Origin of the sequence: Janthinobacterium sp. SUN206, from assembly GCF_030587305.1 — a bacterium.
Lineage (GTDB): Bacteria > Pseudomonadota > Gammaproteobacteria > Burkholderiales > Burkholderiaceae_D > Janthinobacterium > Janthinobacterium kumbetense.
This window is the reverse complement of sequence record NZ_JAPWIB010000005.1, coordinates 216,926-232,777: the sequence shown is the minus strand read 5'-3', so window position 1 is coordinate 232,777 and position 15,852 is coordinate 216,926. Positions and strand designations below refer to the sequence as shown.

Below are 15,852 nucleotides of genomic sequence, written 5' to 3'. Positions count from 1 at the left end.
GACGTAATTACTTCGGTAACGCGGCCATGAAGCCTGCATACGTGGACCAGGCGGGGTCGGCCGCGCTGCGGATTTCAATCGGGAACTTTGGACGCGGCGCCAGCGCCGTGTTCAGGCGATTGAAAAACTCTTCGCCCGACTGCGTGTAATAGATCCATTCGCGCAGGTTCTCGCCCGTCGACACCAGCGCCAGCGTGGCGAAGCCTTGCTCTTCCACCACGGGCGCCAGCGCCGCTTCCAGCTCTTCCATGTGCTCGCGCTCGTTCGGCGCGGGCATGCCCGTCTCGTCCTCATAACGCCAGGCGATGATGATGCGGTCCGGCTGCGACGACAGGTCCCAATCGTCATGGAAAGTGTCGACATAGCGGTAGATGATGGCCATCTCGTCGCTGTGCGTGACGATGGTGCCCCAGCTGCGGGCGGAAGTGGAATTTTCGTTCATGGTTGCAACAGTCAAAAAAACAATCGAGGGGGCGCAGCTTACAGCACTGGCGGGCAAGTCACATTCCACGCGTCATACTGGGCACCGCTCTTGCGCAGCCAGACGCGGGCGTAGCTGTCGCGATCGCTCTTGAACACGAGCGCATAGCGCTCTTCGGCACGCGGTGCGGCGGCGCCCACGTCGACGGCCGCCAGCGAAAACTTCAGCGCCCGCAACGGGGCGCAGGCCGTATTGCCCGCCATCAATAAGCGCGCCCGCTCCAGCAGCGGCTTCTGGTACAGCAGCACGCCTTCCAGTTCCGCATCGGGGACGCGCTGCAGCATGCGCACGGGTTCGGCCACGGGGCGGCAAGTGCCGCGGTCGAGCCAGGCAAAATATTCCATGCCCGCCTCCTGCCAGCGCGCCTGCTTGCCCTCGCCGTGCAGCACGAACTTGGTGCGCTGCGTGCGGCACAGCGCGCCATGACCGCGATACGGCGCCGTTTCCACGCTGCCCACCACTTCGCTGCCGCGTCCGCCCACCACGGGCACGCTCTCGAACACGGTGCGCGCAGCCGGCTCGCCCGGATATTGCTGCGCATAAAATTCCAGCAAGGACGCGCGCTGCTGCGCATCCACCGCCACCACCTCGGCGGCACCGGCAGAGAGGCACACAGCCGACACTACGCACAGCGCCAAGGGGCGCACGATATATCTAGGCATGGATCCAGGCATGGCATTCCTTCAATCGACGTTCAAGGGCGGGTATCGCCCAAGCGCAGATTATATAGTTACCAGGAAATACCAGGAGCGTACGGGATCGGGAGGTGCCGAAGCTGGCGAAACCGGCTTGTTCTTCAGTCAGCAGTTGACTTGCTGTCCAGTACTTGCCGCAAGACGTGCCGCTTGGCCGCCAGCGCCGCATCCGCCAGGCTCCATTGCTCCAGCCGCAACGCATACGCGGGCGTCATCATCCAGCCGAACACTTCCGCCTTGTCTTCCTCGGGGCCATAGGCTGCGTACAGGCTGACGAGGCCCGGCTGCGGGTGGCCCAGGTTCTGGAAGCCCTTGCCATAGGCCGTGGCGCCGCCCTGGCCGTAGGCTGTGCCGGGCGGGTTCAGGGCCAGCCAGGCGGGGTCGCGGTAATAGAAATCGTTGAACAGCCGGTATTCGATGAAGTGGTAGTACTCGTGGTGCACGCGCAGCTCCATGCCGGATGGACACATCGCGGCCAGCAGGTTGTCGGCGTAGACGACGCTGTCGATTTCCGGCGCCGGCATGGCCAGGCGGCGCTGGCCGTCCACGCTCAAATCCTTGACCAGGACGACGTGGCGCAAGCCCGTGCGCGCGAAGACGCCGGCCGGGTAGCGCTCCATGGCCGGCAAGACGATGCTAAGAAGCAATTGCAGCCCGGCACGGTCTTGCTCCGACTCCGTAAAGGCGTGCGCCGCGCTGCCGGGCATGGACAAGGTCCAGGCGGGCGCCAGTTGCAAGGCCGCCAGGCGCGCCGTGGCGATGGCCTGCAGCTGCGCCACGCTGGCGTCCCTGGGCGCGACGGGCGCATAGCGCACGTTCCAGTCGCATTCGCTGCGCATGCTGTCTTGCTGGGCGGCACGCTCGAGCGCTTGCGCCTCGGCGGCCGATGGGGCGGGCGGGCCGCCACTGGCGCAAGCGGACAGCAAGGCGACGGCAAGGCAGGACAGCAGGCGGCAAGCAGGCATGGGATTTTTCACAGGCATAAAGTGGGGCGCAATCGCGGCGCCCCATTCTACAAGATGGAAATTTCCCTACGCCATCAGCGCTGGTAATTCTTGAAGAAATTCCAGCTGATCACGGTGGCGTCCGGGCCCAGCTCGTCGCTGAATGGCCAGCCGGGAGGGCCGCCGCTCCACGCGTGGTTCATGCCCTCGACCGTGTACTTTTGCGCGATGACGGCGCCGTTGTGCAAATACGTATCGATGGAATAGCTGCGGCCATACGGCACGGTCTGGCGCACGATGCTGTCGGCACGGTAGCGCACGCTGTCATTGTCGAGGCCATCGTCGCCGTAATCGCTCGTTTGCAGGAATTGCTCGATGGTTTGCTCGCCGTTGATCGGGTTGACGACGATGTCGGAAGTGCCGTGGAACACCATCGTCGGCATCAATCGGCGCGGCGACCCCGAGCAGCGCCACGCATCCTTGCCGCGCACTTTCGGATCGAAGGAGCTGCCGTTGAACAGGGAATCGGCGGCCGTGACCATGCCCGTGGCGCCCTTGTACATGCCGCCCGAATGCACCATCACGGCGGCGAACACGTCCGAATAGCAGGCGGCCATGATGGACGCCATGGCGCCGCCGGCCGAGATGCCCGTCACATACACGCGGCTGTCCTGCACCGCATACTTGCTCTTGACCTTGTTCAAGATGCCCATCAGCACGGCCGGTTCGCCCGTGCCCCGCTCTTGGTTCAGCGGCAACATGAAATTCCAGCAGCGCATCGGGTTGGCCGTGACGTTCTGGCGCGGATAGACGACGATGAAGTTTTCGCTGTCGGCCAGTTCGTTGTAGCGGCTGACGGCGGCCATGCTGTTGGGCTCGGAGCCGCAGCCGTGCAGCATCAGCACGACGGGCAGCGGCGTATTCGGATTGTAGTTGCTCGGTAGCCAGACCTGGTATTCGCGCGAACCCCACAGGCTCGCGTACAGGCCGAAGTCCCACTGGCCTGCTGCGGCCGGCAGCGCGGCCAGCAAGCCGCAGGCGGCGATGAGTGCAGATAACAAGTGACGCAGTTGCTGATTCAGATGTGCCATGCCAGTCTCCTGATTATTATTAAGGACGAAAACAGCGACAACAAACCGGCTTGATGCATATCAAGCCGGCACTTCTACAAGCGCTTAAAATTTGTAGCCTGCCTTGGCGATGATCTGGCGCGGCGGGCCATAGAAACCGTCGAGGATGAACAGCGCAGGAATGTTGTAGCCATCCGTGCGGTAGCGTTTATTGCCCAGGTTGCTGCCATGCAGGCTGAAGGTCCAGTTCTTCGGCGCTTCCCAGACGACGCCAGCCGTCCAGATGCTGTAGCCGCCCTGCGCCAGGGTTTCGCTCAAGTCCGTGGTCGGATACACCTTGCTGCGGTAGCCGTAGCCGACCATGCTGCGCAAGGCGCCGCCAAACACGTCGCGGTCCGTGCGCGTCAGGTTCAGGCCCACTTGCCGGCGCGGCGTATTGCTGAACTTTTGCGTATCCGCAATGTTCTTGCCGCCGCTCATGAACTCGTCATAGCTGGCGTTCAGCAGCGCGAGGAAACCGTTGACTTCCCACTGGCGGTTCGGCCGCCATGAAAATTCGAACTCCGCGCCTTTGACTGTCGCCTTGCCCGCATTCGTGAAGTCGCCATAGAAACCGGGCAAGCCGCCCGGCTGCACGTAGCTGGTGAAGACGGACAACTGGATATCCTTGTAGCGGTTGTAGAACAGGGCGACGTTGGCGTCGAAGGTATCGTCCGGCGCCGCGTACTTCATGCCCACTTCCAGCGCATCGAGTTTTTCATCCTTGTACGGGCGCGCGGAATCGGGTACCACCAGGTTGTTGGCGCGCACGTTGTAGCCGCCCGACTTGAAGCCGCGCGACAAGTTGCTGTAGAAATTCGTCGTCTTCGACGCTTCATAGCGCACGGACAGTTTCGGCGAGGTATTGCTGACCGACAAAGATTTGTCGAAATCGGCCGCCGTCTGGATCGGGCGCGTAAAGCCCACGTCGGCAAAAGCACGGTTGAGCACGATGGCGCGCTTTTCCTCGCGCGTGTGGCGCAAGCCCGCATTGATGCTCCACGCCTTGCCCACGGGCCAGGTCCAGTCCGTGTACAGCGCCGTGCTGTCCGTCTCCACCGTGCTGACGGCGGCCTGGAACTGGCGTCCCAGGAAATTGTTGTAGATGCCGCCGCCGGCCGTGCCTTCGAAGCGGTACAGGCCGATCACACCGGCGCCATAGTCGCCGCTGTAGGACGCCTGCAATTCCAGGCTTTTCTGCTCGTCGCGCGAGTCGCCGAACACGTCGGCGATGGGTTGCGGCAAGCCGTCGAAGTCGATGGTTTGCTCGGACGTGCTGCGCCGCTTGGCACCGATCACTTTCACGGACCAGTCGTTCGACAGCGTGTAGTTGGCCACCAGCGAACCGCCCCGGTTGTGCGTGAAGTTGTTGCCCCGCATGCCGCTCTGGATATCGTAGGCGCTGGTGCTCGGTGGCCGCTTGAGCGGATCGAAAGCGCTCACGCCCATGCGCTGGAAACCGCGCACGCCCGATTTGTCGTCCGTGGCGTCCAGGCTCAGCACGACGGTCAAAGGGATGTCCTGCGGGAAGTAACCGACGGACAGGCGCGCGGCCGTGCTGTCCTGGTCGCTGACCTGTTCGCCGTTAAACGTGTTGCGGCCGAAACCGTCACGGTCCAGTTTGGCGGCCGCCAGGCGCGCGCGCCACGTGCCGTTTTCGTTGGCCACGTTGAAGGCGGCCTTGAAGTTGCGCTGGTTGTAGTTGCCGATGCCCACTTCCGCCGAAGCGCCGTTTTCCTTCGCCAGCGGACGCGAAATGTATTTGATGGCGCCGCCGATGGTGTTCTTGCCGTACAGGGTGCCTTGCGGACCGCGCAGCACCTCGATGCGCTGCACGTCGAACACGTCGAGCAGCGCGCCTTGCGGACGGGCCATGTAGACGTCGTCGAAATAAATGCCCACGCCCGGGTCCACGCCCCAGACGGGGTCGGCCTGGCCGACGCCGCGGATAAACGCCGTCAGGGTGGTATTCGTGCCGCGCGATGCGTACACGGTCAGGTTCGGCACGCGCTCCTGCAAATCGGCCAGGTTCTGGATATTCGCCCGTTCCAGGGCCTTGGCGGAAAACGCCGTGACGGCGAGCGGCACGTCCTGCAGCCGCTCTTCGCGGCGGCGGGCGGAGACCGTCACGGTTTCCATGCGTTCTTTCGCATCGCTGGCTTCCTGGGCACTGACGGCAGTTGCCGGGTTGGCTTCCTGCGCCTGGGCCTGGGTGGCAAACGCGCCGGCAACGGCGAGGGCGGCGGGCATCAATTTCAAAGCAAGTTTCATAGCGTCTCCAATGTCAGGCTTGCTTACCGCCAGGGAAAACGGCCGGATTCCGGAATCGCAAGACGTAACGGTACCCGCGCGCAAAAAGCGTGCACCTGCCCTGCGATGACTGTGTTCCGGCCCTCGGCCCGTGCGGCGAGTGGCCTGTTTATTTTGAATTTATGGTAAGGAAGGACTGCAACAAGGTATTCACACGCTGCGCCTGGTCCAGGGGCGTGGCGTGGCGCGAGTTCGCGATGATCTCGATCTCGCACTGCTGAAACTGTGCGGCAAAGGCCCGCTTGCTGGCGACGGGCGTGTAATCCTGGTCCGCCGCCATGATCAGGACGGGCATGGCCAGGGCCTGGAAATGGATGTCGATATCCCAGTGGAAAATGGCGTCCAGCGCGGCCATGTAGGCGCGCTTGTCCATGCCCGCCATCTGCGTGGCAAAGCGCTCGACCAGGGCTTGCTGTTCAGGATCGGGAAACAGTTTCTTGCCGATGATCTTGCCCATGGCTTTCAAGCCGAAGGTGGCGATCACCGTGCGGCGCAGCCAGTAGGCAAACAGCAGCGCGGCCGGTTTGCTGCCCTGGAACGGTTGGGAATTGATCAGGCACAAACTGACGACCCTGCCGGGGGCGCGGTTGGCCATTTCCAGGCCCACCATGCCGCCCAGCGAAAAGCCGACGATGTGCGCGCGCGCCACGTCGAGCTGGTCCATCAGGTTGAAGAGGTCGTTGGCGAAGTCGCCGATCTGCCAGTCGCCGTTGGGCGCGGGACTGGCGCCATGGCCGCGCAGGTCAGGCACAATCAGGCGATGGCTGCTGCCGAGGGCGTCGATTTGCGGGCGCCAGTCTTCGGCGCAGGAACCGAGGCCGTGCAACAAAAACACGGGATCGCCCTGCCCTGCCTGTGTGCCGGGACCGAGGTCGAGATAATGCAATGGAACATCGGATGTCGTGTGACGCCGCATTCTGTCTCCTTGCTGTTGAACATGCTTTGTGTTCAGGTGCAGGAATATATTTTCCTGCTGTTGGAAAACATAATACGGAATCCGAATTCCGATTTCAAGTTAAATCGGTAAATATCTCAAGTCAGGTAATTTAAAGCAACACGTACCAGCTCATCTTCCAGCGCGGCCGCCGACAGGAAGGACAGCGAACCCGACAACACGTGCTGGTTCAGGATGCCCAGCAGCACGGGCGGCACCACCATCATCGCCTGCGTGGGATTCGGATGGCGGATGCTGGCCGACTTGCTGGCCAGCACGGCGACCGTACGCTGCGAGATCAGATGGTTGATCTGGTGCACCTTGTCGCGGAACTGCGCGTCCTGCGAGCAGCGCGTGATCAGGGCGCGCAACACGCCGCGCCGGCCCATGTTGACGGCCACGAACATGGCCACCATGGCGCGGATGAAGTCTTCCAGGCTGCGCCCTTCCCACTGGCGCAGCTCCGTCAGGGTTTCGACCTTTTCCACCATGTCGGAAAAAAAGCGCTGCAGCAGCAAGCGGCTCAAGGTGTCCTTGTCGCCCAATAAACGGTAAAACGTGCCCACCGAGGTTTCCGCCAGTTTTGCCAGGTCGGCCACGCCGATTTCATCGAAACGGTTTTCCGCCAGCAACTGTTCCCCTACCAGCAGCAAGCGCTCGAAGGCCAGCTTGCTGCGCGCCTGGGTGGGCTCGGGTGGAACGATCAACTGCGGGAAGGGCATCGGGAAGGAAGGCATGCGGCGTCGGCGTCTCGGAATAGTGGAACCTAAGTTCCGTTATGGATGCGCGTATTGTAACGCGGGAGACGGCCGATGGGGAGCGCCGCGTGGCGCCCTCGCGTGCGCTAGCGGCCCTGCCACTCCATGTAGACGTCGGCGCGCTGGTAATGGGCGTCGCCGGCCGGCCGCGCCACGTGCGTAAAACCGCTGCTTTCATACAGGCGGATGGCTGGCGCCAGCTTGCTGTTCGATTCCAGGAACAGCAATTGCGCGCCGCTGGCCTCGAAGGCGTCGAAGGCCCGCTCGATCAGGCGACGCGCGATGCCCAGGCCCTGGCACTCGGGGGTGACGGCCATCTTCGACAGCTCGATGCTGGCGTCGCCGGCGCGGATCAGGGCGCAGGTGCCGACGATGCGGCCATCGAGGCGCGCGAGGAAGATCTGCCCGCCAGCGTCGAGAATCGAGCGTTGCGGATCGGACAGCACCTTGTCGTCCAGCGCCTCGACATAGAAATACCGCTCCAGCCAGGCGATGTTCAGCCGCTTGAAGTCTGCCGCGTATTGCGCGGCGTAATCGATGATTTCCACGGCCGCCCGCTCGCGCAGGCGCCGGCAGGCGGCGATCGTTTCGCCGAAACCTTGCGCCTGCAGGCGCGCTTCGGCCCGGTCCAGGCTGGCCATCAGCTGCGGCGTACCGTGCTCGAAGACGCTATCGACGGCCGCGCGCACATCGTCCCACAGGGGCGCCATGTTGCGCAGCAACGCTTGCCCGGCGTCGGACAGCGCCAGCAGCCGGCGCCGCTCATCCTTGGCGTCCGGCATCTCCGCCACCACGCCAGCGTCGAGCAGCTTGCGCCCCAGCTGCACCACCACCGGGTGCGTCTGCCCGATCTGCGCGGCCAGGGCCGTGATCGCCGTCGGGCCGTTGTCGCGCAGCAGCAATAACAAGGGGAAACAACGCGACGTCAGCTCGACGTCGGCGGCCAGATAGCTGGTATCGACGCCCGCATACAGTTGATCGGAAAGACGGCGCAGGCGGCTGGCCAGCATCAGGGAGCCGTAGGTTTGCAAGTTGGAAGACATGTTGGGCGGGATATATGTAAGTAGTTACGTATACCCTAACGTAAACGGGCTTTCCAGGTCAAGGGCAGGCTTGCTTAGTCCTCATCTTCCGCCAGCGCCTCCTGCAGCCTGGCTTGAAACACGGTCTCGACCAGCTCTTCCAGTCCCGGCCACACCTGCGTCAGCCAGCGCTTGCCCTCTGCGCTCACCGCCACATACGGCGCGTCGCGCGTGGCGCAGGCCAGGCCGATGGCGATGACTTGCCCCGCATCGTCCAGGCCGCCCGCGATCATGGCGTCGATCGGCAAGGCGATCAGCTCGGCGGTCAGATGCGGACGCAGCAGGCAGGCGGGCGCGATGATGGCGAACGATGCTTCCACGTAACTCCAGCAGTTGGTGGGCCAGTGGGCGGCTTTGACGGCGCCGAGGAAGGCCGCGTCGCCGATGGCATCCGGATGGGCTTGCGCCTGCGCATAAAAGGCGGCCAGGGCGACGAGTTGGGGCGGGGAAGTCCAGGTGGGCATGGGGTAGGAGGCAAGGTGGGCTGGCGAACGCGGAACCGAAGCCCGGCATTCGCCATATTACATCACTGGGTTACATCATTTAGTTACATCACTGAGTTACATCACTTAGTTTGACGTGAAGTCGGCGTTATAAACGAAAGACTGGCCCGTTTCCGCCACAAAGAACTTGTAGCTCAGTTTAGCCGTTGCGCCATTCGTCTTGGGCGACACCAGCGAGAAGGTGGCGCTGCTGCCGGCAGGAATGACCTGGCCCGACACCAGACCGACGATGGCCGGAACGACCTTGCCGGTACTGTCGACGGCCGTCACATTGGTAATCATGAAGCTCGTCCCGGCGGCGGCCACCTTGAAGGTATCGACCGTAAAGTTGGCCGCGCACGATCCCGAGCACGACCTCTGTACCGTCGCATTGGCGAGGTAAGGCAAGCCGGCCTTCGTCTCGACCGGACCGGCCCCATTGTCCTGCACCTGGTATAAATTGAGCAGATTCGGCGTCGCCGTTACCGTGACATTATCTTCGCCACTATTCACCGAGCCATCGTTGACGATTAATGTCGCGACATAATCACCGGCCATATCTGCGACAAATGTCGGCTGCGCGGCAGTCAATGACGACAGCACGGCCGCACTGCCAGCAGGCTTGCTCTTCAACTGCCAGCGGTATGTCAACACATCGCGGTCCGCATCCGTACTGCCAAGTCCCGTCAAACGCACGGTCGTTCCTGGAGCGACAACCTGATCTATGCCCGCATTGGCCATCGGCTCCGCATTGGTCGAGCTTGCAGTGGCAATAATGGTGGCGGTTGATGGTGCACTGTCGACCGTACCGTCATTGACGACAAGGCTGACGACATAGGTTCCCGGCACATTCGCCCAAAATCTGCTGACTGCCTGGCTGCGGTACAATTCGCCGGGAAACGGTTGCAGCATGCTATTTGGCGGCACGGAGATGAACGTCCATTTATAGCTGAGATTGTCGCCGTCCGCATCCGAACTGCCCCTGCCATCGAGGGTCACACCATACGCACCTGCCAGCACACGCTGATCCACCCCGGCATTCGCCACCGGAGCGGCATTCGTGGACGTCGCCGTAATCGTGACGCTCATTGAATCGCTCGATGTCGTTGCGTCCCACACACGCAACGTGGCGACGTACGTGCCAGCCTTGTCGGCGATAAAAGAGGGTTTCACCAGCGTTGCGGACGACAACGTGGCAGTACTCCCCGCAGGACGGTAAGTCAGGGTCCAGTAATACGTCAGGGCATCGCCATTCGCATCAGAACTTGCGCTGCCATCAAGAATGACGGTGTTCCCCTTGAGCACGTTCTGCGCCACGCCCGCATTGGCCAATGGCCGGGCATTGCCGACAACCGCCGTCGTCGTCACGAAAGCCGGCGCACTATCGACCTTGCCATCGTTGACAACCAGGCTCAGTTCATAGGCACCCGGCAAATCCACGCCGACATACGGACGCACGGAGTTTGCATCCACGATCCGTACAGTACTGCCGGCAGGCTTCGATACCAGGCTCCATTTATAGGTGAGGATATCGCCATTCGCATCGCTGCTTGCGCTACCATCCAACATGATACCCATACCCGCAACAATGGTCATTGACTGCCCCGCGTTGGCGACAGGCGGGGCATTGGCTACCGACGCGGCAACCGTCACCGACGACAGCTCGCTGCTGATCTTGCCATCGCTGACCAGTAAGGTGGCCACGTACACGCCCTCCACATCGGCGGTAAAGGTTGGTTTCACGGCGGATAAGGAATCCAGGACAGCGGCGCTGGATGCAGGTTTGGAGCTGATCACCCATTTGTAGGTCAAGGCATCGCCATTCGCATCGGAGCTGGTGCTCGCGTCCAAGGTCACGACGCTGCCGACCACCACGCTTTGGGCGGGCCCGGCCTGCGCGACGGGCGCCGTATTCGCCACCGGAATGGAAGGGGTAACGGGTAGCACGACTGCGCCGCCATTGTCCGCCGAGTTATTACTTCCGCCGCCACAGGCCGACAAGGCAGCAAAAGCCAGCGCACAAAATAAAATTCTACTATTCACGTGATATTCCGATCAGGTTAATGATATTTCACTCGACCCGAATTATTCACGATAAGTAAAAAATATGATAGGCAACTGCTGAATTGAACGGCATAAAAATATATTAATTCCAGCGCCGCCTTCTTATTATCCATTTCAAGCAGAGAAAAATATCGCACCACAACCATCTAATAAAATTCATTTGTAACGATGAGTCACCACAGGAAGCCGAATTAATAAACACGAAAACAAGGACGATGCATTTTGATCGAAGAGAAATCTGCCACCATCAATAAAATCACGGGCGGCACAGGTCATAATGGCAGCTCATCGCGATCATTTCATTCATGCCATGCCATCCTCATTCGAACACTGGAAAGCCGAACTTTTAATTTTGGGCAACATCATCCAGGACGACGACACCGCCACGCCGCCCGATGAAGCCCAGCAGCGCTTCCAGCGCTATTGCGCCATGCTCGATGCGCTGACGGGCAAGGAAGGCGCGCAATACGCACTGGCCATCTTTCAATCCGTGCAAGCCGAACACGATTACGGCGCCTACCAGATAGCCAACCGCGCCGCCTGGCGCTACGGCGAGACGGCGTATTGCATGGCACTGCTGCATGAACTGCCGCGCCTGATCACCACCTTGCCCGACTGGGCGGGCGAGTTTCTCGTCGGTATCGCCAATGGCGCCGGCACGCCCCACGCCTCGGCCATCAACTGCTTCAACTCCCTGCTGGCCGGCGCGCCGCCCGCGCCTCAAGCGCTGATCGCGGCCTTTATTGCCGAGGAAGAAGACGATGGCTGGTTCGAGCATTGCCCTGGCGTGCTGGGCGCCATTGCCGGCGAGCGCTACGCAGGCATCCTGCCTGGCCACGCTGGCGCCCCCGGCTACCAGCTGTTCCTGCTGCCCGGCGAAGCCGGCGCCCTGCCCTGGCAAGCCGCGCTCGACTGGGCCGCGGCGCGCGGCGCCTGCCTGCCCACGCGCAGCGAACTGGCCTTGCTGCACGCCAACTTGCGCGACGCCTTCCCGGATGCCTGGTACTGGTCGTCGGAAGCGGACGCCATCCTGCCCCGCCTGGCCTGGAGCCACGATTTCGATAACGGCACCCAATACAACTTTCGCAAGACCTACAGCGGCCGCGCCTGCGCCGTGCGCCGGGTCGAATTGGCGCCAGCGGCGGCCGCCCCCGTCCCCTTGCGGCAGGGCGAGCGCTATGCCGGCCTGATTCTCGGCAAGGATGGCGCGCCCGACTACCATCTGCTATTGCAGCCGGACAAGCTCGAGCCGGAGTACGACTCGTGGCAAGCCACGTCAGACTGGGCCGCCAGCCTCGGCCACAGCTTGCCGGATCGACGCGAGCAGACCTTGCTGTATGCGACATTGAAAGAGGCATTCCGGCCAAACTGGCACTGGTCGAGCGAGCCGGGCGACATCGAAGACGAAGCCTGGTGCAAGGACTTTGACACGGGCGTCGCCTATCAGACTTTGCGCGAGTTCGACGGCTACGCGCTCTGCGTGCGCCGGGTGCTTGTATAGTGCGCGTTTGCTCAGCCGAGCTGTCCCATCAAGGAAAACCATGCTGTTATCACTCGACGATCCTCTCTGGCCCACCCTGGAAGGCGGCTACCGCATGCCTTACGACGTGGCCGAGGCGCTCAAGGCCATGCAGGCGGGCGAAGACGTGTGGCATGAGCTGTGGGAAGAGCTGCACCACCAGGGCGACGTGGGCGTCGCCTCGTATGCGGCCGTACCCCAGCTCGTCGCCATGCTGGGCGGCGCGCAAGCGCGCGAAGAAGATTTCTATGCGCTCATCGCCCTGATTGAAATCGAGCGCCACCGCAAGCACAATCCGCCTCTGCCGGACTGGCTGGCCGACAGCTACCGCGATGCCTGGGCGCAATTGCCTACCATCGCCGCGCGCGACCTGCAGGGCCAGCTCGACCCCGTCATGCTGGAATCCGTGTTCGCCGTGCTGGCCCTGGCCAAGGGCAAGCTGCGGCTGGGCGCCGCCCTGATGCACATGGATAGCTCGGAAGTGGACGAGTGGCTGGAAGAGCGTCTCGGCTGGTCCGAGGTCTACGGCAAGGATGCCTGAGAGTCAGAAACGCTCGTCGCGCAGCGCGGGCATCACCAGTTCGCGCACGAACGAGGCGTTCGACAGGTTCAGCAGCATGCGCACGACGGCAACAACGTCATGCACGGGTATCAGCTCGCCTTCGCCGCGCGCGCTAGCGTCCGCCAGCGGCACGGACAAGCCATCATAGGTGTTCAGGTAACCCAGTTGCAGCGCCGTCACGGCCAGCCCCTGTTCGCGGAATCCTTCGCGCAAGGCGTCGGCGATGCCGTTCAAGGCGAATTTCGACGCGCTGAACGTCACTTCCGGGCGGCCGCTCTGGCGCAGGCCGGACGTTGACCCCGTGAGTATCAGTTGCGGCTTGTTGCTGGCCAGCAAGCGCGGCACCAGGCGCTTGAGCAGCAAGATCGTCGCCGTGATATTCGTATTGACCATGTCGACGATGGCGTCGTCCGCATCGCCGAGAAAAGCGTAGTCATCGCTGAAGGCCTTTTCTTCCCACACGCCCAGGTTGTAGATCACCGCGTCCAGCGCGGCCGGCGCCGCACGCGCGATGCATTCGACGGCCTCGGCGGGTGCGGCCAGGTCCGCTGCGATCCATTGCAGCTGCGTGCCCTGGCCGGCGGGCAAGTCGGCAGGCTGCTGGCGCGATATGCCGATGACGGCATGCCCGTCAGCGAGCAAACCGTCCACCAGCGCGCGTCCCAGGCCCCGGCTGGCGCCCACGATCATGATATGCATACTGTGTCCTTTGCAATGAAGTCAACGCTGATGATAGCGGCGTTGTATTAAGCACAGCTGAGGCGGCTCCCCCTCCCCCCGCATTTACTCACGCGGCGGAAATGCGTATGCTAGGTCTGGCAATCTCCCATAACACACAAGAACGAGACACATGCCTACCTCCGACACCGCCGCAAGCCGTCCCCTCACCCAGCAAGACTACAAGACCCTGTCGCTGGCCGCCCTGGGCGGCGCGCTGGAATTCTACGACTTCATCATCTTCGTCTTCTTTGCCAACGCCATCGGCCAGTTGTTCTTCCCGCCGGAAATGCCGGAATGGCTGCGCCTGCTGCAAACCTTCGGCATCTTCGCCGCCGGCTACGTCGTGCGTCCGCTGGGCGGCATCGTCATGGCCCACTTCGGCGACTTGCTCGGCCGCAAACGCATGTTCACCCTGTCCATCCTGATGATGGCCGTGCCGACCTTGCTGATCGGCCTGTTGCCCACGTACGCCACCATCGGCCTGGCCGCCCCGCTGCTGCTGCTGTTGATGCGCATCTTCCAGGGCGCGGCCGTGGGCGGCGAAGTGCCGGGCGCCTGGGTGTTCGTGTCCGAACACGTGCCCAGCCGTTTCACGGGCTTTGCCTGCGGCGTACTGACGGCGGGCCTGACTGTCGGTATTTTGTTGGGTTCGCTCGTGGCGACGGGCTTGAACACCGTCTACACGCCGGCGGAAATCACCGATGGCGCCTGGCGCTATCCGTTCTTGCTGGGCGGTATCTTCGGCTTCGGCGCCATGTATCTGCGCCGTTGGCTGCATGAAACCCCCGTGTTTGCGGAAATGCAGCAGCGCAAGGCGCTGGCGACGGAAATGCCCTTGAAATCCGTGCTGCGCAGCCACCGCGGCGCCGTCGTCGTATCGATGCTGCTGACGTGGATGTTGTCGGCCGGCATCGTCGTCGTCATCCTGATGACGCCTGCCCTGCTGCAAAAGATCCACCACATCGCGCCGCGCACCACCCTGGTGGCCAATACCGTGGCGACCCTGTGCCTGGCCTTCGGCTGCATCATCGCCGGCATGCTGGCCGACCGCCTGGGCGGCAAGCGCGTGATCTTCGTCGGTTCCGTGCTGCTGGCCATTTCCACGTACATTTTCTACACCACCGTCGGCACCCGCCCCGACCTGCTGCTTCCCCTGTACGCCATGACGGGCCTGTTCGTCGGCGTCGTCGGCGCCGTGCCCTACGTGCTGGTGCAAGCGTTTCCGGCCCAGGTACGCTTCTCGGGACTGTCGTTTTCCTACAACTTGTCGTACGCCATTTTCGGCGGCCTGACGCCCGTGGTCGTGACCCTGATGCTGAAGAACAACGTGCTGGGCCCCGCCTATTACGTGATCGGCGTGTGCGTGGTGGGCATGCTGACGGCGCTGTTCATCAAGGACCAGCGGCAGACGGTGGGACGCTAGCTTAGACTTGGGCAGCGCACGGGCTTGCCTCGTGCGCTGCAGCAACTGTCCCGGCAAGCGATCAAGAAAATAGCGATAGAAAGTCTTCAAAGGAGTTTGAAATCTTCCGCCAGTAATCATCGTCCCACAAGATGACGGATGGTGCGCCCCGGGCACCCCTGAAATCGAGACAGAATGGACTCCCGTCACCGGCCATGCCGAAACAGATGATTTCTGTAAAATCAACGATGTCCGGCATGGCTCCCGGGCCAGCACTGCCGCTTCCAGGCTCTCCATAGCAGCCATCGCCGACGAAATACGCCCCAAGCTGCGCTGTCCGGGCAGTCAATTCGACGGCATCCGTATGGATGTGCGCCAATTCCGTCTGCAGGACGCGACCGAAAGAATCGAGTTCCTCCTTCAGCCGCAAATTGCAGAATCCTGCTTCGTCCCGATATCTTGCCGCAAAAGCAATATACTCGACGGGTAAATCCATACCGTTAATCTGCATCGCTGACGTTACCTTTCACAAGCGGAGCATGATATTAAAACAAATGTACCGCTACGCCACCTTCGGGTGGCTCCTTTCGCCCCGATTTGTCGCGCTGCACCAAAATCTGAAAAGGCATTTCACATCGCGGGATTTCAAAAAGCAGACTCATCCATTAATGCTCTCACTTTTTGAAAATTCATTTCACATCCTGAAAAATTATAATTAAGTCGTTGAAAAAGAACGATTAAATTTAAGTTATATGTCTTATATAAGACTTGAAGATCGGCGCGAATCGGC

At 62.0% G+C, this 15,852-nt stretch carries 15 protein-coding genes; 3 read left to right on the top strand and 12 right to left on the bottom strand.

Features of this window, described 5'->3' with window-relative positions:
• Nucleotides 1-7: 7 nt before the first annotated feature.
• The 10 genes from O3300_RS24335 to O3300_RS24290 all read right to left on the bottom strand — a co-directional run bounded on the left by O3300_RS24335 (nt 8) and on the right by O3300_RS24290 (nt 10,838).
• A complete protein-coding gene (locus O3300_RS24335) occupies nt 8-442 on the bottom strand; it encodes a DUF695 domain-containing protein (protein ID WP_289899900.1) in 435 nt (144 codons plus the stop codon).
• A 38-nt stretch (nt 443-480) separates the two neighbouring features.
• Nucleotides 481-1,143: a hypothetical protein gene (locus O3300_RS24330; protein WP_305054353.1), complete on the bottom strand. Its 663-nt coding sequence runs from the start codon at nt 1,141-1,143 to the stop codon at nt 481-483.
• A gap of 134 nt (nt 1,144-1,277) precedes the next feature.
• Nucleotides 1,278-2,141: a hypothetical protein gene (locus O3300_RS24325; protein WP_305054352.1), complete on the bottom strand. Its 864-nt coding sequence runs from the start codon at nt 2,139-2,141 to the stop codon at nt 1,278-1,280.
• 74 nt (nt 2,142-2,215) lie between these two features.
• Complete coding sequence (locus O3300_RS24320) at nt 2,216-3,211, bottom strand: PHB depolymerase family esterase (RefSeq protein WP_305054351.1); 996 nt, start codon at nt 3,209-3,211, stop codon at nt 2,216-2,218.
• Nucleotides 3,212-3,295: 84 nt separating this feature from the next.
• Entirely contained in the window at nt 3,296-5,500 is a 2,205-nt protein-coding gene (locus O3300_RS24315; protein ID WP_305054350.1) for a TonB-dependent receptor, read from the bottom strand.
• A 148-nt stretch (nt 5,501-5,648) separates the two neighbouring features.
• Nucleotides 5,649-6,455 (bottom strand): alpha/beta fold hydrolase, encoded by an 807-nt coding sequence (locus tag O3300_RS24310; protein WP_305054349.1) that lies wholly within the window; start codon nt 6,453-6,455, stop codon nt 5,649-5,651.
• A 116-nt stretch (nt 6,456-6,571) separates the two neighbouring features.
• On the bottom strand, nt 6,572-7,210 hold the full coding sequence (locus O3300_RS24305) for a TetR/AcrR family transcriptional regulator (RefSeq protein ID WP_218965280.1): 639 nt from the start codon (nt 7,208-7,210) through the stop codon (nt 6,572-6,574).
• A gap of 107 nt (nt 7,211-7,317) precedes the next feature.
• Nucleotides 7,318-8,274: a bifunctional helix-turn-helix transcriptional regulator/GNAT family N-acetyltransferase gene (locus O3300_RS24300; RefSeq protein ID WP_305054348.1), complete on the bottom strand. Its 957-nt coding sequence runs from the start codon at nt 8,272-8,274 to the stop codon at nt 7,318-7,320.
• A gap of 74 nt (nt 8,275-8,348) precedes the next feature.
• Entirely contained in the window at nt 8,349-8,777 is a 429-nt protein-coding gene (locus O3300_RS24295) for a hypothetical protein (RefSeq protein WP_305054347.1), read from the bottom strand.
• A 105-nt stretch (nt 8,778-8,882) separates the two neighbouring features.
• A complete protein-coding gene (locus tag O3300_RS24290; protein WP_305054346.1) occupies nt 8,883-10,838 on the bottom strand; it encodes a PKD domain-containing protein in 1,956 nt (651 codons plus the stop codon).
• 331 nt (nt 10,839-11,169) lie between these two features.
• Here O3300_RS24290 and O3300_RS24285 point away from each other — a divergent pair, with 331 nt between their 5' ends.
• On the top strand, nt 11,170-12,360 hold the full coding sequence (locus tag O3300_RS24285) for a hypothetical protein (protein ID WP_305054345.1): 1,191 nt from the start codon (nt 11,170-11,172) through the stop codon (nt 12,358-12,360).
• A 40-nt stretch (nt 12,361-12,400) separates the two neighbouring features.
• Nucleotides 12,401-12,919: a hypothetical protein gene (locus O3300_RS24280; RefSeq protein WP_305054344.1), complete on the top strand. Its 519-nt coding sequence runs from the start codon at nt 12,401-12,403 to the stop codon at nt 12,917-12,919.
• A gap of 3 nt (nt 12,920-12,922) precedes the next feature.
• On the opposite strand, the gene O3300_RS24275 is transcribed toward O3300_RS24280, so the two are convergent.
• Entirely contained in the window at nt 12,923-13,639 is a 717-nt protein-coding gene (locus tag O3300_RS24275; RefSeq protein WP_305054343.1) for an SDR family oxidoreductase, read from the bottom strand.
• Between the two features lie 151 nt (nt 13,640-13,790).
• Here O3300_RS24275 and O3300_RS24270 point away from each other — a divergent pair, with 151 nt between their 5' ends.
• Nucleotides 13,791-15,083, top strand: coding sequence for an MFS transporter (locus tag O3300_RS24270; protein WP_305054342.1), 1,293 nt, complete (start codon nt 13,791-13,793; stop codon nt 15,081-15,083).
• Between the two features lie 61 nt (nt 15,084-15,144).
• Here O3300_RS24270 and O3300_RS24265 read toward each other — a convergent pair whose 3' ends face one another.
• Nucleotides 15,145-15,558 carry an SMI1/KNR4 family protein gene (locus O3300_RS24265; protein ID WP_305054341.1) on the bottom strand — a complete coding sequence of 138 codons (414 nt, stop codon included), beginning with the start codon at nt 15,556-15,558 and terminating at the stop codon, nt 15,145-15,147.
• Nucleotides 15,559-15,852 lie beyond the last annotated feature (294 nt).